General features: G+C 39.9%; 27 protein-coding genes. 11 read left to right on the top strand and 16 right to left on the bottom strand.

The features are described from left to right. Positions 1-105 precede the first annotated feature (105 nt). Positions 106-492, top strand: coding sequence for a 50S ribosomal protein L19 (gene rplS / locus N6A79_RS00425; RefSeq protein WP_182418384.1), 387 nt, complete (start codon positions 106-108; stop codon positions 490-492). Positions 493-586: 94 nt separating this feature from the next. Here rplS and N6A79_RS00420 read toward each other — a convergent pair whose 3' ends face one another. Then, entirely contained in the window at positions 587-1,495 is a 909-nt protein-coding gene (locus N6A79_RS00420) for a DMT family transporter (protein WP_268546546.1), read from the bottom strand. A gap of 220 nt (positions 1,496-1,715) precedes the next feature. Between N6A79_RS00420 and N6A79_RS00415 the strand changes: the two genes are divergently transcribed. From N6A79_RS00415 to N6A79_RS00375, 9 genes are all read left to right on the top strand, one after another. Beyond that, on the top strand, positions 1,716-3,137 hold the full coding sequence (locus tag N6A79_RS00415) for an aminotransferase-like domain-containing protein (protein ID WP_442784289.1): 1,422 nt from the start codon (positions 1,716-1,718) through the stop codon (positions 3,135-3,137). Positions 3,138-3,403: 266 nt separating this feature from the next. Continuing rightward, positions 3,404-4,402: a complex I NDUFA9 subunit family protein gene (locus N6A79_RS00410; protein ID WP_268546544.1), complete on the top strand. Its 999-nt coding sequence runs from the start codon at positions 3,404-3,406 to the stop codon at positions 4,400-4,402. A gap of 196 nt (positions 4,403-4,598) precedes the next feature. Continuing rightward, a complete protein-coding gene (locus tag N6A79_RS00405; protein WP_268546543.1) occupies positions 4,599-5,639 on the top strand; it encodes a 3-carboxy-cis,cis-muconate cycloisomerase in 1,041 nt (346 codons plus the stop codon). Between the two features lie 18 nt (positions 5,640-5,657). Then, positions 5,658-6,830 (top strand): 4-hydroxybenzoate 3-monooxygenase, encoded by a 1,173-nt coding sequence (pobA, locus tag N6A79_RS00400; RefSeq protein ID WP_268546542.1) that lies wholly within the window; start codon positions 5,658-5,660, stop codon positions 6,828-6,830. Positions 6,831-6,933: 103 nt separating this feature from the next. Continuing rightward, complete coding sequence (locus N6A79_RS00395) at positions 6,934-8,106, top strand: ABC transporter substrate-binding protein (protein ID WP_268546541.1); 1,173 nt, start codon at positions 6,934-6,936, stop codon at positions 8,104-8,106. Between the two features lie 224 nt (positions 8,107-8,330). Then, positions 8,331-9,197 carry a branched-chain amino acid ABC transporter permease gene (locus tag N6A79_RS00390; protein ID WP_268547606.1) on the top strand — a complete coding sequence of 289 codons (867 nt, stop codon included), beginning with the start codon at positions 8,331-8,333 and terminating at the stop codon, positions 9,195-9,197. A 35-nt stretch (positions 9,198-9,232) separates the two neighbouring features. After that, the gene (locus N6A79_RS00385) at positions 9,233-10,228 is read left to right on the top strand and encodes a branched-chain amino acid ABC transporter permease (protein ID WP_268547604.1); all 996 of its coding nucleotides are present in this window, start codon (positions 9,233-9,235) and stop codon (positions 10,226-10,228) included. Beyond that, positions 10,225-10,974 carry an ABC transporter ATP-binding protein gene (locus tag N6A79_RS00380; protein WP_268546540.1) on the top strand — a complete coding sequence of 250 codons (750 nt, stop codon included), beginning with the start codon at positions 10,225-10,227 and terminating at the stop codon, positions 10,972-10,974. Before N6A79_RS00385 ends, N6A79_RS00380 begins: the two co-directional genes overlap by 4 nt. Beyond that, entirely contained in the window at positions 10,971-11,687 is a 717-nt protein-coding gene (locus N6A79_RS00375; RefSeq protein WP_268546539.1) for an ABC transporter ATP-binding protein, read from the top strand. Before N6A79_RS00380 ends, N6A79_RS00375 begins: the two co-directional genes overlap by 4 nt. 115 nt (positions 11,688-11,802) lie before the next feature. On the opposite strand, the gene N6A79_RS00370 is transcribed toward N6A79_RS00375, so the two are convergent. The 7 genes from N6A79_RS00370 to N6A79_RS00340 form a co-directional block, all read right to left on the bottom strand. Continuing rightward, a complete protein-coding gene (locus N6A79_RS00370) occupies positions 11,803-12,090 on the bottom strand; it encodes a DUF2312 domain-containing protein (protein WP_182418376.1) in 288 nt (95 codons plus the stop codon). A 279-nt stretch (positions 12,091-12,369) separates the two neighbouring features. After that, entirely contained in the window at positions 12,370-13,149 is a 780-nt protein-coding gene (locus N6A79_RS00365) for an N-formylglutamate amidohydrolase (protein WP_268546538.1), read from the bottom strand. Between the two features lie 57 nt (positions 13,150-13,206). After that, on the bottom strand, positions 13,207-13,680 hold the full coding sequence (locus tag N6A79_RS00360; RefSeq protein WP_268546537.1) for a YcgN family cysteine cluster protein: 474 nt from the start codon (positions 13,678-13,680) through the stop codon (positions 13,207-13,209). A 272-nt stretch (positions 13,681-13,952) separates the two neighbouring features. Further along, positions 13,953-14,078, bottom strand: a complete 126-nt coding sequence (gene ykgO / locus N6A79_RS00355) for a type B 50S ribosomal protein L36 (protein WP_182419567.1) — start codon at positions 14,076-14,078, stop codon at positions 13,953-13,955. 306 nt (positions 14,079-14,384) lie between these two features. Continuing rightward, positions 14,385-15,458: a 5-(carboxyamino)imidazole ribonucleotide synthase gene (locus N6A79_RS00350; protein WP_268546536.1), complete on the bottom strand. Its 1,074-nt coding sequence runs from the start codon at positions 15,456-15,458 to the stop codon at positions 14,385-14,387. 2 nt (positions 15,459-15,460) lie between these two features. Then, complete coding sequence (gene purE / locus N6A79_RS00345) at positions 15,461-15,958, bottom strand: 5-(carboxyamino)imidazole ribonucleotide mutase (protein WP_268546535.1); 498 nt, start codon at positions 15,956-15,958, stop codon at positions 15,461-15,463. A 79-nt stretch (positions 15,959-16,037) separates the two neighbouring features. Then, on the bottom strand, positions 16,038-16,244 hold the full coding sequence (locus N6A79_RS00340) for a YdcH family protein (protein WP_182418371.1): 207 nt from the start codon (positions 16,242-16,244) through the stop codon (positions 16,038-16,040). Positions 16,245-16,551: 307 nt separating this feature from the next. Here N6A79_RS00340 and N6A79_RS00335 point away from each other — a divergent pair, with 307 nt between their 5' ends. Then, on the top strand, positions 16,552-16,722 hold the full coding sequence (locus tag N6A79_RS00335; protein ID WP_371739635.1) for a YdcH family protein: 171 nt from the start codon (positions 16,552-16,554) through the stop codon (positions 16,720-16,722). 115 nt (positions 16,723-16,837) lie between these two features. On the opposite strand, the gene N6A79_RS00330 is transcribed toward N6A79_RS00335, so the two are convergent. The 8 genes from N6A79_RS00330 to N6A79_RS00295 all read right to left on the bottom strand — a co-directional run bounded on the left by N6A79_RS00330 (position 16,838) and on the right by N6A79_RS00295 (position 24,104). After that, positions 16,838-17,485, bottom strand: coding sequence for a hypothetical protein (locus N6A79_RS00330; protein WP_268546534.1), 648 nt, complete (start codon positions 17,483-17,485; stop codon positions 16,838-16,840). Between the two features lie 337 nt (positions 17,486-17,822). Next, complete coding sequence (locus N6A79_RS00325) at positions 17,823-18,857, bottom strand: hypothetical protein (protein ID WP_268546533.1); 1,035 nt, start codon at positions 18,855-18,857, stop codon at positions 17,823-17,825. A 57-nt stretch (positions 18,858-18,914) separates the two neighbouring features. After that, the gene (locus tag N6A79_RS00320; protein WP_268546532.1) at positions 18,915-19,931 is read right to left on the bottom strand and encodes a hypothetical protein; all 1,017 of its coding nucleotides are present in this window, start codon (positions 19,929-19,931) and stop codon (positions 18,915-18,917) included. Positions 19,932-19,994: 63 nt separating this feature from the next. Then, positions 19,995-21,020 carry a hypothetical protein gene (locus tag N6A79_RS00315; protein WP_268546531.1) on the bottom strand — a complete coding sequence of 342 codons (1,026 nt, stop codon included), beginning with the start codon at positions 21,018-21,020 and terminating at the stop codon, positions 19,995-19,997. A 30-nt stretch (positions 21,021-21,050) separates the two neighbouring features. Beyond that, positions 21,051-21,908: a hypothetical protein gene (locus N6A79_RS00310; protein ID WP_268546530.1), complete on the bottom strand. Its 858-nt coding sequence runs from the start codon at positions 21,906-21,908 to the stop codon at positions 21,051-21,053. A gap of 169 nt (positions 21,909-22,077) precedes the next feature. Further along, positions 22,078-23,076 (bottom strand): hypothetical protein, encoded by a 999-nt coding sequence (locus N6A79_RS00305; RefSeq protein ID WP_268546529.1) that lies wholly within the window; start codon positions 23,074-23,076, stop codon positions 22,078-22,080. A 28-nt stretch (positions 23,077-23,104) separates the two neighbouring features. Continuing rightward, positions 23,105-23,596, bottom strand: a complete 492-nt coding sequence (locus tag N6A79_RS00300) for a hypothetical protein (RefSeq protein ID WP_268546528.1) — start codon at positions 23,594-23,596, stop codon at positions 23,105-23,107. Continuing rightward, positions 23,523-24,104, bottom strand: a complete 582-nt coding sequence (locus N6A79_RS00295) for a hypothetical protein (RefSeq protein WP_268546527.1) — start codon at positions 24,102-24,104, stop codon at positions 23,523-23,525. Before N6A79_RS00295 ends, N6A79_RS00300 begins: the two co-directional genes overlap by 74 nt. Positions 24,105-24,121: the final 17 nt, after the last annotated feature.

Here is a 24,121-nt window from a genome sequence, read left to right as displayed (position 1 = left end):
CGAGATTATCCGCTCCTGCCAATTGGCATAGTTTGAAGATAAATATTTATCAAACAAGTGTTTGGGCGTTCTGGCTTGTTGAGAAGAACAAGAAGGTCTTACATTATGACAAATATTATTGCTCAGATCGAAGCTGAACAATGTGCAAAGATTGAAGCAAAGCGCGTTTTGCCTGCTTTCCAACCTGGTGACACAGTTCGCGTTCTCGTACGTATTACTGAAGGTACACGTACCCGCGTACAGGCTTATGAAGGCGTTTGTATCGCTCGTAAAGGCGGCGGCTTGCAAGAAACATTTACCGTTCGCAAAATCTCTTTTGGTGAAGGCGTTGAACGTGTATTCCCAGTTTATTCTCCACTTGTTGAAGGTGTTGAAGTTGTTCGCCGCGGTAAAGTTCGTCGTGCGAAGCTTTACTACTTGCGCGGCCTAACTGGTAAGGCTGCTCGTATTGTTGAGAAAAAAGACAATCGCAATAAAAAAGCTGCAAAATAAGCTTTTATAAAGCTGAAATAAATTAAAAAGCCGGATAGTTTCTATCCGGCTTTTTTATTGGTTGATTATAAACTGTCGAAGAATATTAAACAGATTAAGCGAAGCGCCGTGCACCAAATACGCAGCCAATAACACCAATGGACACAACAACCATCATTATATCAACATGTTCATGCAAGATAACTGCTGATAATATCATGCCCATAAAGGGCTGCAATAATTGCAATTGACCAATTTTGGCAATACCGCCTTCAGCCAGTCCCTTATACCAAAAGAAAAAGCCGATAAACATTGAAAATAGGCTAACATAGGCAAGGGCAAGCCAACCATTCATCGAAATGGCACTAAAATCACTAGGGCGAAATACAATGCTTAGAACAATCATTAATGGCAATGATATAATCAAAGCATAAGAGATAACCAAGGGGCCACCAAGGCGGCGAGACAATTTAGCCCCTTCCGCATAGCCAAGGCCGGCTGAAATAATCGCGAGGAGCATAAAAATATCGCCCATCGGCGCGGCTGAAAAACCTTGTAATAATGAGTAAGCAACAATGCACAAACTACCAATAATCGCAAACAGCCAAAATATTGACTTGGGCCGCTCGCCTGCGCGCAATACCGCAAAAATTGCCGTCATCAACGGCATGAGAGCGGTAAAAACTAAAGAATGTGCGGACGTTGTATATTGGAGTGCAAGGGCTGAAAATAAAGGAAAGCCTACAACAATGCCAAGAGCGGTCAAAATAAGACTAAAGACATCACTTCTTTGTGGTAGTTTAGCTTTAAGCAAATAAACCACTAAAATTGCACAAATACCGGCAATGGTGGCACGCGCCGTGGTTAAAAAATAGGGATTCATATCCAAAACACCAATGCGAGTGGCAGGCAAGGACCCTGCAAAAATAGCCACCCCTAAAAAGCCGCTTAAATAACCATTGGACTTCTTAGCTTTTGTAACTGTTGAACCAACATTGGTAATATGAAGTGAAGCTTCAGACATTTTCTTGCCCTTATAAATTTTATGATTTGCAATTCGCTGATGAAAATTTGCCATTTTAACAAAATATCAGCGTTATTTTCTTTGTTTTTAGTCACTATTGCGCAAAATCACTAGATACAGTACAGTACAATTTAATTAAACTGTACCGTTAAAAATATAAGTACAGTTATAAAAGATAGATCACTGAACCACAGGAAAAGGCTAGCGACGAATGAGTGTCATGGCAAATATGGTTGATAAACAAAAAACAGCGCCAATAACACGGGTTGAATTTGTGATGGCTGAGATCCGAGAGCGTATCGCGACCCGCCATTTAGCCGCAGGTGAGCGTTTGCCCTCTATCCGTGGTTTTGCAGAAAAAATGGGCGTTTCCAAATCAACCGTGGTTGAAGCTTATGAGCGGCTTTGTAATGAAGGTATTATACGCGCCAAAAAAGGTGCGGGATTTTTCGTATCTGGACATAATGAGCCGCTTGACCTTGCACAGATGGGGCCGCAGCTTGATCGTATGATTGATCCCCTATGGGTATCACGCCAGTCGCTTGAAAGTGGTACAGAATTCTTAAAACCAGGATGCGGTTGGCTGCCAAGTCACTGGTTAGCCGAAGAAATTCTAGCTAAACCCTTACGCCAAATTGCTCGCGCCAAATCAACCGCTATGACTGATTATGGACCAGCACAAGGTCATATTGGTTTGCGCACACAAATTGCTCGCCGTTTAACCGATTATGGTATTGAGGCGTCGCCCGACATGATTTTACTAACTGATTGCGCGACGGGATCACTGGATTTGCTGTGCCGGTTACTTTTAGAACCGGGTGATACGGTTCTTGTCGATGATCCATGCTATTTTAATTTTCTAGCCACCTTACGCGCCCACCGCGTAAAAACATTTGGTGTTCCCTATTTAAGTGATGGTCCTGATGAAACAGTTTTTGCCCAACTGGTGAGTGATCATAGCCCTAAATTATATATTACCAATTCTGCTATGCATAATCCAACCGGAGCGATTTTGTCACCGCTCAAAGCCCATCGCATTTTAAAGATCATTGAAAACAATCATATGATGGTCATTGAAGATGACGTTTTTGCCGATTTTGAATATGAACCGGCGCCGCGTTTTTCAGCCTTTGATGGCTTAAAACAAGTCGCATTAACCGGAAGTTTTTCTAAAACTATTTCGGCATCAATGCGCTGTGGTTATATTGTTGCACCCAAAGATTGGATGAGCAAATTATCGGATTTGCGTATTGCAACGGCCATGGGCGGTATTAATTTTGCCGGTGAAGTCATTTATCAAATATTAAAAGATGGCAGTTATCGCCGCCATTGCGATAATTTACGCGGCAATCTTGCCCGTCTTACTTCGCGACTATTACCGCGCTTTGAAAATATGGGCTTTAAAATTGCCATTAAACCGCAAGCAGGCATATTTATCTGGGCGCAATTACCCAATGGTCTTGATAGTGCCGATCTTGCTCAAGATGCTTTAAAGCAAAATATCATCCTTGCCCCCGGCAATGTATTTTCACTATCACAAACAAAATCTGATTTCATGCGCTTTAATATTGCCCAAAGCGATGACGAAAAAATTACGCACTATTTGCAAAGCTGGTTGCATAAAAATGGGCATAAGCAATAAGGGAATCATTTATCTATTGAGCATCTGGATAAGTTAGATTTAAACGGCTAAACTTTCGTGCATTTTGATGGTAAAACATTTTTTGACGAAAAATTATCGTTTAGCAGTAGAGTTTGCGTGAAGAGACTTGCGTTCATCCAAAAAAGGTATAAATCATTAGACCAATTCCAAAACAAAGCGGACATTTTGATTTATTTATGCTAGATTAGATCAAATGCATAATAAGCATGTAAAATACTGGTAACTTAAAAAAGCTGGAGAGCGAGATGGATCTACGACCTGATCTTTACCAACACCCTAAATTAATTACTGTTTTTGGTGGTTCGGGTTTTGTTGGGCGACATGTGGTTGAAGCTCTTACCAAGCGTGGCTATCGTGTGCGCGTTGCGGTACGCCGCCCAGAACAAGCCTATTATATGTTGCAAATTGGTGAAGTCGGCCAAACCCAAATGCTTAAAACCAATGTGCGCATTCGTGAATCGGTTGCTCGTGCTTTGATTGATGCTGATGCAGCTATTTTTCTGCCGGGCGTTATGTTTAATGCTGGCAAAAATAACTTTGACAATGTTCAACTTGCTGGTGCAAAAAATGTAGCCGAACTTGCTCAAAGTGCTGGTATTCCACTCATTCATTTATCAGCTTTAACAGGTAATGCGCCGCAATCATTAGATTATGTACGCACAAAGTATGAGGGCGAGAAAGCCGTTCACGAAGCGCATCGCGATGCAATTATCTTGCGCCCATCGGTTATTTTTGGGCCTGAAGATAATTTCTTCAATAAATTTGCTGATATGGCTCGCTTTTCGCCGTTCTTGCCTATTTTTGGGGGCGGCATGAATAAAATGCAACCAGTCTATGTTGGTGATGTTGCTGAAATGATTGCTCGCAGCATTGATGGTCAAATTGAAACGGGCAAAACCTATGAATTAGGTGGCCCAGAAGTCATGACGTTCCGCCAAATCATTCAAGAAGCCCTGCATGTTATTCGCCGCAAGCGTTTGCTTCTTTCAATCCCCTATAGTCTTGGCATATTAATGGGCGGTGTTTTTGGCTTGCTTGCAAAAATTCCGCTTATGCCTAAAATTGCAACGGCAGATCAAATCAAAATGTTGAAATTTGATAATATTGTTTCAAGTGAAGCAATAGCAGAAGGCCGCACCTTAGAAGGCGTGGGCATTAAACCACGCGCCATTGAAGCGATTTTAACCAGCTATTTATGGCGTTATCGGATTCATGGCCAGTTTTCTAAAGTGACCGCCCGCTAGACATTTTTATGTGCACTTTTACTATAAAAGGGAAAGGTTTATAACCTTTCCCTTTTTGCTTTTACAAATGAAATTTTACGCTTAACTATAACGGCAGGGTTATATTATCAATTGAATTAGTCATTTTACTTAAAATCTAATCTGCGTTTTAATGAAATATTAGAAATAATTCAAAATATCAAAAAGGGGCCTCAAAGTGCTGGTTGATGATCTGGTTAAAGATACAGAAATAGCCGCATTTTTTACCAAAAAGGCTGAAATTGCCGCAATGGTAAAGGTGGAATTTTCCCTTGCCACGGCGCAGGAACATTATGCGCTTATCACGAAGGAAGCCTTGGCAGTCATTGATGATGCTTGCCAAACGTTTAGCCCAGATTTAAATGGCTTTGCGGCTGCCATGGCAAAAGACGGCGTTGCTGTACCTGAATTATTGCGGCAATTGCGCCAAAATATCGCGCCGCAATTTCAAAAATTTTTGCATCTTGGCGCAACCAGCCAAGATATTATAGATACTGGCTTGATGCTGCGTCTAAGCAATATTTTGGATATTTTTGAACAGCGCATTAAAACCTTAATTGCATTGCTTGCTGATATGCAAATCCAACAGGGCGCAACGCCGCTTATGGCGCATACCCGCATGCAGGTGGCTTTGCCGTTTACGGCTTTTGACAAAATCCAGCAATGGAAGGCGCTATTGCAAGATATTTGCGCTGATTTTGGTTTTTATCGACAAAAAATCCTGCGTTTGCAGCTTGCAGGCCCAATTGGTAATGGCAAGAGCTTTGATGGCAATGTTTCGCAGATTGCTAATTTTATGGCGAAAGATTTAGGGTTGAGCTTGCCTCACTCATGGCAAAGCGACCGTAAACCGATTATTGACGCGGGTCATTTTTTAAGTCTTATCAGTGGTGCCCTTGGTAAAATTGGTCAAGATATCACTTTGCTTGCCCAAAATGAGGTGGGGGAACTCGTTTTACAAGGCGGCGGCGCGTCGTCTGCCATGGCTCATAAACATAACCCAATTGCGGCTGAAACCTTGGTGGCTATTGGACGCTTTAATGCAGGGCTTATGGGGGCGCTTCATCAATCGATGATACATGAAAATGAACGCTCTGGCGCTGCTTGGACATTAGAATGGTTGGTTTTACCACAAATATGCCAAGCAAGCGGTGCAGCGCTATTATTAGCAGCGGAGGTATTAAATGGAGCAAAGTTTATCAATACAGTAAAGTCATAATATCATTTGGGAGGAAAAATGAAAACGCAAGTTGCCATTATTGGCGCAGGTCCTGCAGGTCTTTTGCTTGGGCAATTATTGCACAAGCAAGGCATTGATACTTTAATTATTGAGCGCAAGTCGCCGCAATATGTGCTATCTCGCATCAGGGCCGGCATTTTGGAAGATGGCACAAGAAAACTTCTGCATGAAGCTGGCGCAGGTATTCGCATGGAGTTGGAGGGCCATGTGCATTTTGGTGTTGAGCTTGCCTATGATAATGATGTGCATCGGATTGACTTTAGCGAAGCAGTGCATAGCTCGGTTATGGTTTATGGCCAAACTGAAGTCACCCAAGATTTAATGAAAGAACGAAAAAATTGCGGTGCGCCTAGCATTTATGAAGCTGATGATGTCGTCATTGAAAATTATCAGGGCGAGAATTGTCGCATTAGTTTTAAAAAGGACGGCGTCACCCATCAGGTTGAAGCCGATTTTATTGCAGGTTGCGATGGTTTTCACGGTGTTAGCCGACGCACTGTACAAGAAAAAATAGTTGAATATGAACGGCTATATCCCTTTGGCTGGCTTGGATTATTGGTTGATGAGCCACCAATTGCTGAAGAATTGATTTATTCCAATAGCAAGCGTGGCTTTGCTCTTTGTTCGCAGCGCTCCCTCACAAGAAGCCGCTATTATTTGCAAGTTGCCTTAACCGATCATGTTGAGGATTGGACTGATGCTGCTTTTTATGATGAATTGCGCCAGCGCATACCACAAAAATATGCGGATAGGTTGCAAGGCGGCAAAAGCCTTGAAAAAAGTATCGCGCCCTTACGTTCTTTTGTTGCTGAACCTTTACGCTTTGACCGGCTATTTCTTGCCGGTGATGCCGGCCATATTGTACCTCCAACCGGAGCTAAGGGCTTGAATCTTGCCGCAAGCGATGTACGCTATTTATGGCAGGCTTTCACTGAATATTATATTGAAAAATCCAATGCTGGTATTAATGATTATTCAAAAAAAGCTTTGGCACGCATTTGGAAAGCTGAACGTTTTTCTTGGGCAACAACCATAATGATGCATCGTTTTCATGAATCGAGTGCCTTTGACCAAAAAATGCAACGCACCGAGTTTGATTATCTTGTGTCTTCAAAAGCGGCACAAAAGGCGTTTGCCGAAAATTATACAGGTTTACAAAGTTTAGATTGAATGAAATGCTTGTGAGAGCCAAGCAAGAAAATTCAAACAAATAATATGGCAAGTAATGAGGATCAATTACTGAAAATAAAAAAATAAAAAATTGGGAGGAAACATGAAACGCTATTTTACTGCATTACTGGCAGGCCTTGGTCTTATGGCGGGAACGGCTTATGCTGAAACGATTAAGATTGGTATTATCGGACCATTTTCTGGGCCTTTTGCGTTGCAAGGTAAAAATTTTAAAGCAGGTATTGATACTTACATTGCTGAGCATGGCAATAAGATCGGTGATGATACAATTGAAATTATCTATCGTGATGTGCCAAGTGCTGATCCAGCCAAATCAAAATCGCTTGCGCAAGAATTAATTGTGCGCGAAAAAATCCAATATATTGGCGGTTTTTTCTTTACCCCCGATGCCATGGCTGTCACCCCCTTGTTAAAACAGGGCAATGTACCCATGGTCATTATGAATGCCGCAACTTCCAGCATAACCACCCAAAGCCCCTATGTGGTGCGCACATCTTTTACCTTGCCGCAAGTGGTAACACCGCTTGGCCAAGTGGTGATGAATAAAGGCGCGAAGAAAATCATTACAGTTGTAAGTGATTATGGCCCCGGTATTGATGCAGAAAAAGCCTTTATCACCGCTTATCAAAAGGCAGGTGGCGAGGTTGTTTCGTCCTTGCGCATGCCGCTTGCTACCAATGATTTTAGTCCAATTATGCAACGCATCAAGGATTCAGGAGCCGATGGTGCCTTTGCCTTTTTACCTGCTGGTCCAACCACTCTTGGCTTTATGAAAGCCTATGCCGATAATGGTTTGAAGAATGCTAATATTGCGCTCTTTGCCCCCGGTGATTTGACGCAAGAAAGTGATCTACCTGCCTTAGGTGCAAGTGCACTTGGTATGTTTACCACTTTTCATTATGCAATTTCCCATGATTCACCGGAAAATAAACGCTTTGTTGACGGTGCACAAAAAGCAATTGGCAACCCTCAAGAATTATCTTTCACGGCTGTTGGCGCCTATGATGGTATGCATGTCATTTATAAAATGATTGAAGCGACCAATGGCAAAAAAGATGCTCAAAAGGCGGTTGATGCGGTAAAAGGCATGGCATGGATAAGCCCACGAGGGCCTGTGTCAATTGATCCTAATTCTCGCCATATTACCCAAAATATTTATCTGCGCGAAATTGCCAAGGATGATGCAGGACAGTTTTACAACAAAGAAATCGAAACCTTTGAAAAGCAGGGTGACCCCGGCTTGGAGCAGAATTAGAGAGTTTTTTGAAAAGTGTGAAGCGGTTTTCGAATAAAAACGCGGTGTAAACAATGGATTAGAGCGCCGATCTGATCCAATCAGATCGGCGCTCTACTTGTAAAGAAACAGTTTCATCATCAGTTAGAGCACGCTTACTTAAAAATGCTAAAATGGCTTGCTCTTATATTTTGTTGTGCGTGTAAAACGACTTTTATCATATAATCCATAAGGGGAAAGATGTGTTGCAAACAATAGCAAGCATCGGTGTTGATGCATTTGCCTATGGAACGGTTTTATTTATCATTTCCATTGGCCTATCACTCACTATGGGCTTAATGCGTGTGGTTAATCTTGCCCATGGTGCTTTTGCCATGATTGGCGGCTATCTTGCCGCCTATGGGGTCAGCGAACTCCATTTAAACTATTTTGCGGCAATGGCATTAGCGATTTTTGTGACAATTTTGATTGCTATTCCGCTTGAGCGTTTTTTATACCGCAGAATTTATGGTGCGCCTGAACTCACCCAAGTGTTAATGACCATTGGCATCACCTTTGTGATTATCGGTATCACCAATTATCTGGCTGGCCCGACATTAAAAACCATTGCCATACCAGAATTTTTGCAAGGTTCGGTTGATATTGGGTTTCGCGTCATTGCTGCCCAGCGACTATTTGTTATTGCCTCTGGCATGATTATTGCCCTTAGTTTGTGGTTGTTAATTGAGCGTACGCGTTTTGGCATTAAGCTGCGTGCGGCGGTGGACAATGCCAATATGGCACAAATCTTAGGCATTAAAACCCAAACTATTTATACTTTAAGCTTTGCCCTTGCCATTGGTCTTGCTGCTTTTGGTGGCATTATTGGTGCGGAATTATTGCCGCTTAACCCCTATTATGCCATGCGCTATATGGTGACGTTTTTAGTGGTGGTGTCTATTGGCGGTGCTGGATCGATACCGGGAGCTTTGATTGCCTGTCTTTTACTTGGCGCGATTGATACAACTGGCCGCTATATTGTACCTGAATATGGCGAATTTTTCTTCTATCTTGCGGTGATTATCATTGTCATGTGTTTTCCGCGTGGTCTTGTTGGAAGGATGAAAAGATGAGCGATCATAGATCAAAAGATATCCCATCGCCAATAATGCACGAGGCTAAGATATCTCGCTATAAAGTGCCAAAACGCTTAGATTTTGCAACCCCAATCGCTCTTATTCTTATCCTTAGCATAGGCCTTATTGGTTTTTATGTCTTTCCTGACAATCTTGCATTATTGACCCGCATCATATCCATTGCACTATTGGTTTTATCGCTTGATCTTATTACTGGCTATTGCGGTATTGCAACTCTAGGCCAAGCAGCTTTGTTTGGCACCGGCGCTTATGCTGCCGGCATTGCTAGCGCCCATTTTGGTATTTATGATCCCATTTTAATGACCCTTATTGGCCTTATTGCTGGCGCATGCGCTGGACTTATATCGGGTGCAATTATTCTTCGCGCCCATGGGCTTGCCCAACTCGTACTCTCTATCGCGGTGGTGCAATTATTTCATGAAATTGCCAATAAAGCATCGCAATGGACGGGCGGCAGTGATGGGCTTGGCGGCATTAGTGTTGATCCGCTTTTGGGTATTTTCGAATTTGATCTTTGGGGGCAAACAGCGTATTTATATGGCTTATTTTTGCTTGTCCTCGTTGTTTTTATACTTATTTTCATTGTGCGCTCGCCCTTTGGGTTATTATGTCAAGCCATCAAGCAAGATCCTGTAAGGGTTGAGGCTATGGGTGCATCCATCCGCTCCAATCAATTACGCATGTATATTATAGCGGGCAGCGTTGCTGGCATTGGCGGCGCTTTAAATGCTATTTCAACGCAAGTGGTTGGTCTTGATAGTTTAAGCTTTACTCTATCGGCAGAATCCTTGGTCATGTTGGTGGTTGGTGGTACCGGCTCTCTTTATGGGGCACTTATCGGCGCGGTTACATTTTTATGGTTTGAACATATCGTCTCGGCTGCCAATCCCTTTTATTGGCTTACTATCATTGGCGCAGTGTTGATTGCTGTGGTGCTTTTTGCCCCGCAAGGACTTTACGGAAGCTTGCAACAAATCTTAAAATTGGTGAGGTTAAAAAAATCATGACAGCGATTTTTGAGGTTTCTGGTCTTTTAAAAAACTTTGGCGGATTAGCCGTTACCAATAATGTCTCACTGTCCATGCAAAAGGGTGACCGCCTTGCCCTTATCGGCCCTAATGGTGCAGGTAAAACAACTTTGGTCAATTTGGTAACTGGCCATTTAAAACCAAGCGCTGGTGCGGTTATTTTGGCTGGCGAAGATATTACCAATGCTAAAATTACTAATCGAGTACGTAAAGGCTTGGTGCGGAGCTTTCAGGTAACGCGATTATTTAAAGATATGACACCAGAACAGCATATTGCTCTTGCGCTTATGCAGCATGAAGGCAAAACCAGTCGCATCTTTGGTAATTATCGCTCAATGTCGCATATAATGGACGAAACCTATGCAATTCTTGCCAAGCTACGCCTTGATAGTCTTGCTTTACAAAAGGTTGCGTTTCTTGCCTATGGTCAACAACGTTTGCTTGAAATTGCCATTAGCCTTGCTATGCATCCCAAGGTTTTACTGTTGGACGAGCCTGCCGCTGGCGTGCCGCAAAGCGAAACGGGTTTAATTGAAGATGCGCTTGCAAGCCTGCCCGATGATCTTGCGGTTTTAATGATCGAGCATGATATGGATCTGGTTTTTCGCTTTGCAAGCCGCGTTATTGTTTTGGCAGCAGGCAGCGTTATTTTTGATGGATCGCCGCAAGATGTCATTCAAGATAGCCATGTGCGAACCGCTTATTTAGGGAGTTATGCACAATGACCGCCTTATCTTTAAACGTTAATGGGCTGAATAGTGGCTATGGACAAACCCGTATCATTGAAAATGTGAGTTTTGAAGTGGCCAGCGGCTCGCGCCTTGCCATTCTTGGTCGCAATGGTGTTGGCAAAACAACACTTTTTGCAAGCCTTGCCGGTTTTACCCGCCATTATAGTGGCACAATAAAATTAGGGAACAGAGATATTAGCAAAATTAGCCCAAGTGAGCGTGCACTGGCTGGACTTGGGCTTGTGCCGCAAACTCGAGATATTTTTCCAACGCTAACCGTTGAGGAAAATTTGATTGCTGGCCTTAAACAACGGCCAAAAACCGCAATCGAAGAAGCCTATGCGCTTTTCCCAAGATTGAAAGAACGGCGTAATAATATGGGTGGGCAATTATCGGGCGGCGAACAACAAATGCTATCAACCGCAAGAACTATTTTGGGCAAACCAAAACTATTATTGCTGGATGAACCGCTTGAAGGCTTAGCGCCAGTTATTTGCGATGAATTAATGACGGCATTTAAAAAAATGGCGCAAAGTAATGATATGAGCATTTTGCTGGTTGAGCAAAGGATTGAACCAGCATTAGAATTTGCCGATCATTTACTGATTTTAGAGCGCGGCCAAATTGCTTTTAAAGGCACGCCGCAAGATTTGAAGCAAGATCCCACCATTATCGAAACCTTGCTTGGCGTTGGTGGTTTGCATTAGAGCGTCAATAAGCACCGTTATTTTTTAAAAAGCCAAATAAAAAGCCCATTGATTGCAATTTGATTATGATTGTAATCAATGGGCTTTTTTGAAAAAATATTAAATGGCACAGACCCTATGGCATGCCTAAAGCATCTTTATAAAGCTGAAGCATTGCTTCTTCTTCCTGACGCTCATTTTCTTCCTTTTTGCGCAAACGAATAATTGCCCGCACTGCCTTGGTATCAAAACCAGAACCTTTACATTCGGCATAAACATCTTTGATATCATCGCTGATGGTTTTCTTTTCTTCTTCAAGGCGTTCAATACGCTCGATAAAGGAACGAAGCTGACCAACAGCTACCGCTTGTGTTTCATCTAAAATATCACTCACGAGACTCTCCACATTGGTGAATTTCAACATAATAATCTTGCGCTAAAAAAGCACAGGAAACTTTTTATAAAGTTAATCAATCAAAGCTATGTCGATTAAATACACAGCAAATTTTCATTGCCTCATCAAAGCTTTTATCAGAAGCTGACTATTGGCAGCATTGTTAAAGCATGGTCGATTGTAGCCGCTTTGATAATGCTCAAATTTGGTTTCCTATTAGCCAAAATGCTGGCATTTGTAAAATTTTAAACGCTAAAAACTGTCATATTAAGGCTTATGCACATTTTTGAAAAATCTAACCTAGTTTATTTAATAGGCACGCGTACCAAAATGCTGGACTTCATGCATTTCTTTGCGACTATTTAAATCAATAAGCATTAGTGCTAATCGCTCCGCCCAAGCGTCAACGCCTGCTTCATCAACGATAAGGTCTTGGCGAATCTCAATCAAAATATGGGCATAGCCATTTTTTGTGCCATTTTTATAAAGCGTATCATTAATTAATGCGCCATCATAAGGTTCATTATCACCAACAACAAGATCACCTTCCTGACGCAGCATATCAAGAAGCGGCAGGGCTGCCCGCCCATCCTTATCCCATAATAAGCCAATATGCCATGGACGACTTTGACCGCGCCAATTGGGGGTAAAGGAATGAAGCGATACAATAAATGGCGCTGTTTGGCTTTCAGTGGCAATGGCGGATAATTCATGGACAATAGCGTCATGATAAGGGCGATAAAATTGATTAATGCGCTTTTGTCGCTCTTCTTCGCTTAACGGATAATTGCCAGCAATGGTCGTACCATCTGATAATTGCATGATAAGGGTTGGATCATCCTCACCGCGATTGGGGTCAATCAAGAGTCGCGAAAAACCGCTCATTAAAGCTGGAACGCCAAGTTTTTTCTGCAAAACTTTTAAAAGTGGCTCCACACCAATATCATAAGCAATGTGACGCTCAAATTCTGATTTTGGCAGACCAAGTGCGCCATATTCATCGGGTAGATCACGTCTTGCATGATCGCCTAATAAAAGCATGGCCTTCGAGCGATCAGCTTCTATTTTATGAAAGGGTGAAAAGCTCATTCTTATTCCTGCTTGTTTATTCCCAATTGTCAAAAACTGTGATGACAGTGATAGAATCTATGAAAGATTTTTATAAATAATTTCCGTCACATATTGCAAATAGTCTTCAGGGTCATGCAATTCATCTTCATGAACAAGCACTTTACCGCGCACCGAAATGCCAGCCTCATGAATGGTTTCACGGCTACCCGAAACAAGATGATGCCACCATTCAAGATCCTTACCATCGCTAATCAAGCGATAGGCGCAATTATCAGGCAGCCATTTTACCGTTTCAATAATTTCTTGGGTTAGCTGGATACAATCAGGTACAATAGATTTTCGGCTTGGATAATTATTGCAAAGGCAGGTTTGGCCATTTAATAGCTTGCAGCCAACGCTGCTATTATAAATATCACCGCTGTCTTCATCTTCAAGCTTATGCATGCAACACCGCCCGCAACCATCACAAAGCGATTCCCATTCGGCCTTGGTCATTTGGTTGAGAGTTTTATATTGCCAAAAAGGTATTTCTGTAGTGCTGTGTTTCATAAAACAACCGATGCAAAATAAAATTATGCAATAATATATAGGTAGGGCATGGCAAAAAAATAAGCCTATTAGGCCTTTTATTCATGCTCATCATGCTATTTACAACAAATATAATGTTGCAATAAGCATTTTATTAAAAGCCAAAAAGCAATTGATAATAAGGCTAATTCTGTCCCATTAAAACTAAAATGGCCCACTCAAAGAGCAGGCCATGATAATTAAAATGCTTGCTGGTCTAACCAATATCTAAATGATATTGACCAGCCACACAATTAACCCTGACGGGCTTTAAAGCGTGGTGCAGTCTTATTAATGATGTAAATACGACCCTTGCGGCGAACCATACGGTTGTCGCGGTGACGGGCCATAAGCGCTTTAAGCGAATTCTTAATCTTCATATCAATCACCGTTTTTTGCAACCCGTCGCCGGGCATAACACAAAAGCCCCAATAGGGGACTCTTAAAATCTGCTGTCTGATAAACTGTAAAGTGCCTATTTGTCAAGCCTTTCCCCGTAAAGATTTTGTTTTTACGAGGCATTTGCTTTAATAAACAGCATTTTTGCCGATAATACAAATTTGCTCATACCGTTTTAACCCTCGTTGGTTGCTGTTGAGAATCAATTCAATGATTTAGCAATCAAGAGAGCCGCCTAATGACTTAAGACATTGGCTTTAGAAATTTGGGCAAGCTCGTTTCAAATATCAAGAAACAAGCCGCGTAAAATGCCCCATTTTGCGCCCTTCACGAACTTCGCTTTTACCATAAAGGTTAATTAAAACATCCGGCTCACTCAATAATTGTGGAAGACGCTCTACATCATTGCCAATAAGGTTTTCCATCACACAATCGCTATGGCGCTTTGGGTCGCCTAACGGCAAGCCAGCAATGGCGCGGATATGTTGCTCAAACTGCGATATGACGCAGGCAGCCTCGGTCCAGTGGCCGGAATTATGAACACGCGGTGCAAATTCATTGGCAATCAAACGACCATCCGCCAACACAAAAAACTCAACCGCTATAACGCCAACATAATTTAGCGCATGGAGCAAAGTCTCAACATATTGGCGGGCTTGATTGGCTGTGTCATCAGAAATAATCGCCGGAATAGTAGAACGGCGTAAAATGCCATCGTTATGACGATTTTCAGGAATGTCGAAAAATGCCACCTTGCCATCTTGCGAACGCGCCGCAACGACTGAAATTTCGCGGCTAAAATCAACAAAACCTTCAAAAATGGCCGGTTGATTACCAATATCTGCCAAAGCGCTCTCAGCTTCTTTTTCATCTTCACTGGAGATCCGTACTTGCCCCTTACCGTCATAACCAAAACGGCGGGTTTTTAAAATGCCCTTTCCCCCGCAAGCAGCAATTGCCGCCAAAAGTGAAGAAAGATCATCGACAGGGCGCCAAGGTGCAGTAGTGATTGCACATTCATTGAGATATTTTTTTTCCAAAAACCGATCTTGAGCAATTTCAAGCGCAGCTGGGTGCGGTGCTATGGTATGATTTTGCGCCAATTTATCAATGGCTGCCACCGGAACATTTTCAAATTCATAAGTAATGATATCGCATAATTCACCAAGACGATTTAATTCAACTTCATCATCAAAGGAGCCAATAATCACATCATTGGCACATTGCGCTGCAGGGCAATCGCTTTGTGGATCAAGAATAATGGTTTTGAAACCAAGGCGCGCTGCTGCCATTGCTAACATGCGCCCAAGTTGTCCACCGCCAATAATACCAATAGTGTCGCCGAGTTGTAGTTTTTTCATCCTCACACCTCATCTACCGGAAATTCAGCAACGCTGGCGGTTTGACTGGCACGCCAAACATCAAGACGGTTAGCAAGATCCTCATCATAAACTGCCAGCATAGCAGCACATAAAAGTGCTGCATTTACGGCGCCAGCCTTACCAATAGCAAGAGTACCAACTGGAATGCCAGCAGGCATTTGCACGATCGATAAAAGCGAATCTTGTCCTGACAATGCTTTTGACTGCACTGGCACACCAAAAACCGGTAAGGGGGTGATTGCTGCTGTCATGCCGGGCAAATGCGCAGCACCGCCAGCACCAGCAATAACCGCTTTAAAGCCCGCCCCCTTTGCGCCCTTGGCAAAAGAAACCAGACGATCTGGTGTGCGATGGGCGGATACAATGCGGGCCTCATAGGAAATATCAAGCGCGTCAAGCGTATCGGCTGCGTGGCGCATTGTATCCCAATCTGATTGGCTACCCATGATAATGGCAATATCTGCATTGACCTCTGACATCGACAATTTCCTCTTTATGCGTTGTTAGGGATGGAATAAGCAAGAAGTTTAAAGTTGGGTTGCAATCTATTTAATTGCATCATGCAATAATATCAGGAATGATCTGGTCTTCCAGTTTTTGCAATTGATCCTTAATTGCCAATTTCTTCTTTTTTATACGTTGGATTTGCAGCGGATCGCAACCTTGTGCGCTCATCGCATTTATTGCAGCATCAAAATCAGCATGATCTTGTTTTAAACGGGCAACAGCGAGCTTCACTTCAACTTGTTCTTGTTCAGAGGCCATTTTTTTCCTGCTTTTTAAAAGCGACTGTTAAAGGTGGCATTACTTAAATTTCAATTAAATGATAGCCAATAAGCATTTTTCGCAATAACCGGTCACCATGTTTTCGCGCGCATGTTAGCACAATTTTACAGGCAATCAAAACATGCTTTTAGCAATCAAGGCAATATTTGCAAAAAAAGATAAATAAATAAATTTTAATGCACATCCCCCTTGATCAAAATTTAAAAATCCATAAATCTAAAGGGTAAGCAATAATTATTTATTGCAACATAGTATTTAAAGAGTTCAACAAAATGGAGGTACTATAATGACCATATCTGCACATCTTGAAGCATTAGAAAAAAAACATGATGCTTTAGAGGCTGAAATTAAGACAGCTAGTAATGCTCCATCCGTTGATGACCTTGTGGTCGCTGATTTAAAGCGCAAAAAACTCTTAATCAAAGATGAAATTGAAGCTCTGCGCAGTGAAGCTTAAAACATTTTTATCAATAAATCGAAATTATTTCTGATAATATAAATATTTGAGCGCCCTTGGTTTAATACGATCAAAGAAGCGCTCTTATTTTATAGTTCAAAATATATGAACATTATTAGTTATAGATAATATTTAGCGCATCTAATTGTTTTCGGGCGGCATCAGCTTCTATATAGGTTTCCATTAAATGCATCATTTTACCCGATGATAAGCCTTCAAAACCCAAAGCGGTTACGGCGACTCTATAGATTGATTTATCAAATAAAGTTCCTGTTATTTTTGGTTTTTTCTCCAAAAAACGTTGTTTATCTTCAAGTGTTTTTGCAATCTTAAATTCTATAATGTGTGACATGAAACTAAAGGTTGTCATATTAAGGTTTACGAGTAAATTCCAAGGAATAAATTTATTGCCCCTTGGCAAAATAAAACCTTCAGGGGTTAAGGTAATAACCGGCTTACCCTTACCCAACATATTTCTAAAACCTTTAAATAAAACAACGATACTTATAAGAAAAAGAAATATAGAAAAGCCAGCAAAGCCATATTTAGCGTTATCCTCAAGAGGTTCATCTATATAAAACATAATTATAAATATTCCAATTGAAATGGTTAGAAAAATAAGGCCTGAAAATATAGCGATAATTGGAACAATAACACGCCCGTGCCGAATAGGACGCACTTCATTTGCTTGGCGTGCAATATTCTTTAAAGCTATAATTTCTTGTAGCGTAAAGTCATTTTCTTCCAAATCACGGTTTTGCATAGGATAGGTTTCCAATTTATAAAAAAGATATTTATATAAAATATTTTAATATATGCAATTGGATTGTATATGTTTACTCAAATTTTATTTATAATTACTCTATAATAATATGTATTTCATGCTAAACCTAAAATCAATTAAGTTATAATCAAACCAATACTCATTCCTGCTCATTTTTCTAAAATATCACAAAGTACAATCACAAGGTGCTACCAATTAATTACGATGAGAATGCCTATCGGCAGCGTATGATATAACTTATTGATGATTAACAAGTAATATTTCATCTCAAAATCGTTATCTTATAAAGATGATCATCTACAAAAAACACGAAATCCTAATTTTTAGGCGGATTAAATACTTTTTGGATTTTTGTATCAGGCTCCTGATCTATGAAATCGCTTATTTGTTGCAATTTTTTAGGGTGCTGTGCAATCCATCGCTGATAGGCCTTTATATTATTAAGCAGCTTATTTTTATTTTCCTTTGATAAAGCAAGCTGTGTTAAATTATAATCTAATAAAAGGCCGCCGCCATTACCCTGCGGTTGAATGGCAACACCAATTGTGTGTTCTTCATCCAAAAAAATAGGCTCTTGGCGCCTTTTTATGAGAGTAAAAGGCCCAGCATTTCGTGCTTTATATGTTAAAGCCAAATCTAAAGAATTGGGGACGATTTTCAATACATCACTGTAACCATCGCGCTTTAAACCATAAAGGTAATAAAATGTGCCACGCCAATGTTTAACACGTCTATCAATTTTGACCGCACAAATATGTACCTTATTTCGCGTAAGCCGATGATAACAAAACCGACACCAGACACTTGCCCCCCACAAGCCAAGTAACGCCATGCTACCCATAAATATATAAATGGCCAGAAAAGCAACTAAACGTGTTTTTAATGTATCAATGCCAACTTGAATCGTAATTTTATTAGGATCATTGACACTTCTTACAACAGCAGATTTTCCGCGTAGGGCAAAATCATCAGGAATTAGAAAATCATATAAAGTAAATGGGTAGCCATCAAATTTACCTTTACTCTTCTCTACTAAAATTCCATCTTTTTCAAAGCTAAAACCACATTCAATAAGATGATAATTACCCTCCCAACATCTATAATTGGCCTGTAATTCCGGAACGACCTCATAATTTTGTGAAATTACCCAATCTGTCCAAATATGCTTGAGAGGAAGATAACTGGCAAAGACAATAGTAAATAAAAAACCGCCACCAAAAAAAACAGTCCAAAATATTGCTATGCCGGTGAAAAACCAAGTGCCAAGATATTTTAAACGAATTTCTTTCACCGGTAGCTCTATATCTAAACTATTATCTTGTAGCTCACTCATCAGTTTGTCGCTTTTCAAAATACAGTTACTTAATAACCCAAAATATATATGCTGCACAAAATATATTAATACTTATTAATCTTTAGGTGGATTAAATACTTTTTGGATTTTTGTCTCTGGTTCCTGATCTATGAAATCGCTTATTTGTCGCAATTTTTTAGGGTGCTGTGCAATCCATTGCTGATAGGCTTTTATATTATTAAGCAGCTTATTTTTATTTTCCTTTGATAAAGCAAGCTGTGTTAAATTATAATCTAATAAAAGGCCGCCGCCATTACCCTGCGGTTGAATGGCAACACCAATTGTGTGTTCTTCATTCAAAAAAATAGGCTCTTGGCGCCTTTTTATGAGAGTAAAAGGCCCAGCATTTCGTGCTTTATATGTTAAAGCCAGAGCTAAAGAATTGGGTACAATTGTCAAAACATCGCTGTAACCATCGCGCTTTAAACCATAAAGGTAATAAAATGTACCGCCCCAACGTTTATCAACCCTATCAATTTTGACCGCACAAATATGTACCTTATTTCGCGTAAGCCGATGATAACAAAACCGGCACCAGACACTTGCCCCCCACAAGCCAAGTAAAGCCATGCTACCCATAAAAATAAAAATGGCCATAACAGCGGCTAAACGTGTTTTTAACGTATCAATGCCAACTTGAATCGTAATTTTATTAGGATCATTGACACTTCTTACAACAGCAGATTTGCCCTGTAGGGCAAAATTATCAGGAGTTAGAAAATCATATAAAGTAAATGGATAATAATCAAATTTACCTTTATACTTCTCTACTAAAATTCCATCTTTTTCAAAGCTAAAACCACATTTAATAAGATGATAATTACTTTGCCTACATCCATAATCAGCCTGTAATTCCGGAACGACCTCATAATTTTGAGAAATGACCCAATCTGTCCAAATATGCTTGAGAGGAAGATACCCACTAAATACGACAATAGCTAAAAAAGTCCCGCCAAAAAATACAGTCCAAAATATTGCTATGCCGGTAAAAAACCAAGTACCGGGATATTTCAAACGAATTTCTTTAACCGGTAGCTCTATATCTAAACTATTATCTTGTAGCTCACTCATCAGTTCGTCGCTTTTATATTCTAACTATTTATTGCCCCAATATATAAGATAACTTAAAGTCACTCATTGTTTAGGTGGGTTATAGATTTTATCCTGCTCAGTTTCTGGCATATTTTCAATATAAGCATCAAATTTCTGCAATTCTTCAGGGTGCTGGGCAATCCACGTCTGATAGGTTTTAATGTTGGTCTGTAATTTTGCTTTATCCTGTTTGGATAAAGCAAGCCGCGTTAGATTATGGTCAAGAAAAAACCCACCACCCGCTTGCTTGGCTTCAATAGCTAACCCAAATTTTTGTTCTTTACTTAAAAAAATGGGTTTTTGACTTTTTCTTATCGGATTATTCGATAACTGCGTGCGTAGTGGCTTTGTAAAAACCCAAGTGTTAGGTGTCGGGTTTATTTTTAAAGCCTCAAGCACTTCAGCTTTTGTCAAACCATAATATGAGTAAACTCTACCAAGCCATCTATCGTGATATCCAACAATTTTGACGACTTTTAATCGGACATCATTAGGCACACTGCGCCAATATAAAACCCGCCACCAAATATATAGCCCCCAAAGGAAAACAGATAATATTATACCCCAAACAAGTTTTTGACCTAGAAAAGTTAAAAACCTTATTTTTATAGTCTCAACACCAAAAATAAAAGATACTTTAGTTGGGTCATTAACACTTTTTATCATTGGTGAATCGCCGGATAAAAAAAGGTTATCGGGAGTTAAAAATTGATACCAACTATAAGGATTATGTTCTCTGCGGTAATTTAATTTTTGTTCATTGCGCTGACCTAAATTAAATATCACACTACAATTTTTTATGTCACCTGCATTACCGACATCATCCCAACATTGATATCTAGCATAGCTATCTGGAATTATTTCGTAATTCTGCGAAACACGCCAATCATTCCATAAGCGTTTAATGCCAGCGTAACTACCCTCAAAAATTAAAAACCATATTGCTAACGCAGTAAAAAGCGTCCAAAAAGACAATACTAATATAATGATCCAATTCGTTGCGTATTTTAACCTAATTCTCTTTTTAGGTAACTCTATATCAACAGTATTATTTTGTATTTCACTCATTGCAACTGTCACCCTAATTACTATAGATATTTATCGAGTTTTTGGTTTGGCGTCGATAGCTGCACTTATTTGTTGCAATTTTTCAGGATGTTGAGCCAGCCATTGTTGATAGGCTTTAATATTGGTAATGAGCTTTTCCTTGTCTTTCTTTGATAAAACAAGATAGGTCAAATTATAATCCAGCAGATAGCCGCTACCAGCTTGCTGCGCTTCAATGGCAACGCCAATAGTCCGCTCTTTATCTAAAAATATAGGCTCTAACCCGCTGCGCAATTGCGTTGCAGCCAAGGCGTGCCGCATAGGGTTTGGCATAACAATCGTAACCGATGAAGGCACGTATCGAAAGCTCATTTCGGCAATAGAAGGGCTTAAACCAAAAAAATAGTAAACTTTCCCTTTACCCTTAGCCACATAAATAGAAGCAATTTTTACAGCTTTAAGCTGCACATTATTAGGAAAGCGTCGCCAATAATAAATGTCCCACCATACATAAAGCCCATAAAAACAAACCGCTACAAATGTAAGCTGGAACAATTTTGTAAATATTAAATTTAAAAGTCGTATTTTTATTGTTTCAATACCAAATAAAAAACTGGTTCTGCTTGGATCATCCACACTGCGCACCATAGGTGACAAGCCATTTAATACTAAGTCATCGGGCGTTAAAAAACTGTGCCAACTATAAGGATACTGTTCAACTCTAAAATTTAATTCTTCTTTTTCAAAACGATTATTGACATTGAATGTTACTTCACAATTATAATAATTTAACGACTTCTTATGTTCATAACAGCTATATTGGGCATCTCTATTTGGAATGACTTCATAAGTGTTTGAAATAACCCAATCATTCCATAAACGCTTTATTGGATAATAACTACCTATCAAAACAGGCCCTATAAAAAAAAGAGAAAAAAGCAAAGTCCAAAAAGTTAAAACCAGTATAAGTCCCAAATTACTCAGATAGGTAAACCGTATTTTTTTTACCGGTAGTTCAATATCCAAACTATTACCTTGTAGTTCACTTATTACTTTGCCGCCCTTGCTTTTTAAGCATTTATCTATTTTTTGGCTTTGCGTCGATTGCCTCACTTAATTGTTGCAATTTTTCAGGGTGCTGTGCAATCCATTGTTGATAGGCTTTAATATTGGTAATGAGCTTTTCCTTGTCCTTTTTTGATAAAACAAGATAGGTCAAATTATAATCCAGCAGATAGCCGCTACCAGCTTGCTGCGCTTCAATGGCAACACCAATGGTTTGTTCTTTATCTAAAAATATAGGCTCTAACCCGTTACGCAATTGGGTTGCAGCCAAGGCATGCCGCATAGGGTTTGGCATAACAATCGTAACCGATGAAGGCAAATATCTTATACCGCTAGCAGCAATAGATGGGCTTAAGCCAAAAAAGTGGTAAACTTTTCCCTTACCTTCAGCCACATAAATCGAAGCAATTTTGACAGCTTTAAGCTGCACATTATTGGGAAATCGCCGCCAATAGTAAATTTTCCACCATATATAAAGCCCATAAAACCATACGGCTATAAATGTAAATTGAAACGCTTTTGTTATCAACAGACTTAAAAAACGTATTTTTACTGTTTCAATACCAAATAAAAAACTGGTTCTACTTGGACTATCAACACTGCGAACCATTGGAGATAAGCCATGTAATTCTAAATTATCCGGCAATAGAAAAACATACCAACTATAAGGGTACTCTTCATGGAAGTAATTTAATTTTTCTTCCTTATAACCCTCACCAGCATTAAATGTAACTTTACAATTTATATATTCAGGCGTTCCACCATAATTGTAACATTCATATCTAGCATAAGCATCTGGAATAAATTCATAATTTTTGGAAATAACCCAATCATTCCATAAGCGTTTTATTGGATGAATCGAACTAACTCCAAGAACAAAAAAAGTAAAAAGCGTCCAAAACAAAGTCCAAAAAGTTAAAACAAGTATAATTCCTAAATTGCTTCGATAGGTGAGCCGAATTTTTTTAACCGGCAATTCTATATCTAAACTATTGTCTTTTAGCTCACTCATTACTTTGCCGCCCTTGCTTTTTAAGCATTTATCTATTTTTTGGCTTTGCGTCGATTGCCTCACTTAATTGTTGCAATTTTTCAGGGTGTTGTGCAATCCATTGCTGATAGGCTTTAATATTTGCAACAAGTTTTTGTTTGTCTTGTGGCGATAGTTTTAGCCAAGTTAAATCATGATCAAGTATGTAACCGCCACCTGCTTGCTTTGCTTCAATCGCAACAGCAATTGTTTGCTCTTTATCTAAATAGAAGGGCTGTTTATCTTTTTTAAAAGAAGTAAATGAAGTATTAAAAGCAGCACGATTTATTAAAATACCAGTTGAAGAGGAGGGTAAAGTCCGCATATTCATAGCAAGTATTGATGGGCTTAAGCCATAATAATGATATAATATTTCTTTTCGTCTGTTCTGCGTTACGTCAACAACTTTTACTGCTTTTAAACATACATCATTGGCAACACTGCGCCAATAATATATACGCCAGTAAAAATACAAGCCGAAAAACCAAGCAACGAGAATCAAAAATAGTAAGTATTTGCCAAGCAAGAAAGCTTAATAAACGTATTTTAATCGTCTCAACGCCAAAAAGAAACGTTGTTCTATTGAGGTTATAAACACTACGGATCATTGGTGATTGTCCCTCTAAAACCAAATCATCCGGTGTTAAAAAATTAAACCAGCTATAAGGATAATTCTCAAACCTAATATTGAGCTTTTGTTTAAGTGAGTAAATATTTACATAATATGTAACGCCGCAAGTTGTGTATCTTGGACCCCCTCCGTTATCCCAACAAGAATAATCAGCATAAGCATTAGGAATGGTTTCATAATTTCTAGAAACAACCCAATCATTCCATAAGTGTTTCATAGGGTGATAATTAGCCCACAAAAGCCCTATAACAAACATTAACAAAAAAAACAACGTCCAAGGTAAAACGGCTAAAACAATACCCCAATTGGTAAGATAAACCAGTTGAATTCTTTTTGCGGGTAACTCTATAGGTAAAATATTCCCTTGTATTTCACTCATTGACCATCACCCTTATT

It is taken from the genome of Bartonella sp. HY761, assembly GCF_026743145.1.
GTDB lineage: Bacteria > Pseudomonadota > Alphaproteobacteria > Rhizobiales > Rhizobiaceae > HY038.
This window is presented reverse-complemented; position numbering and strand designations above follow the sequence as displayed.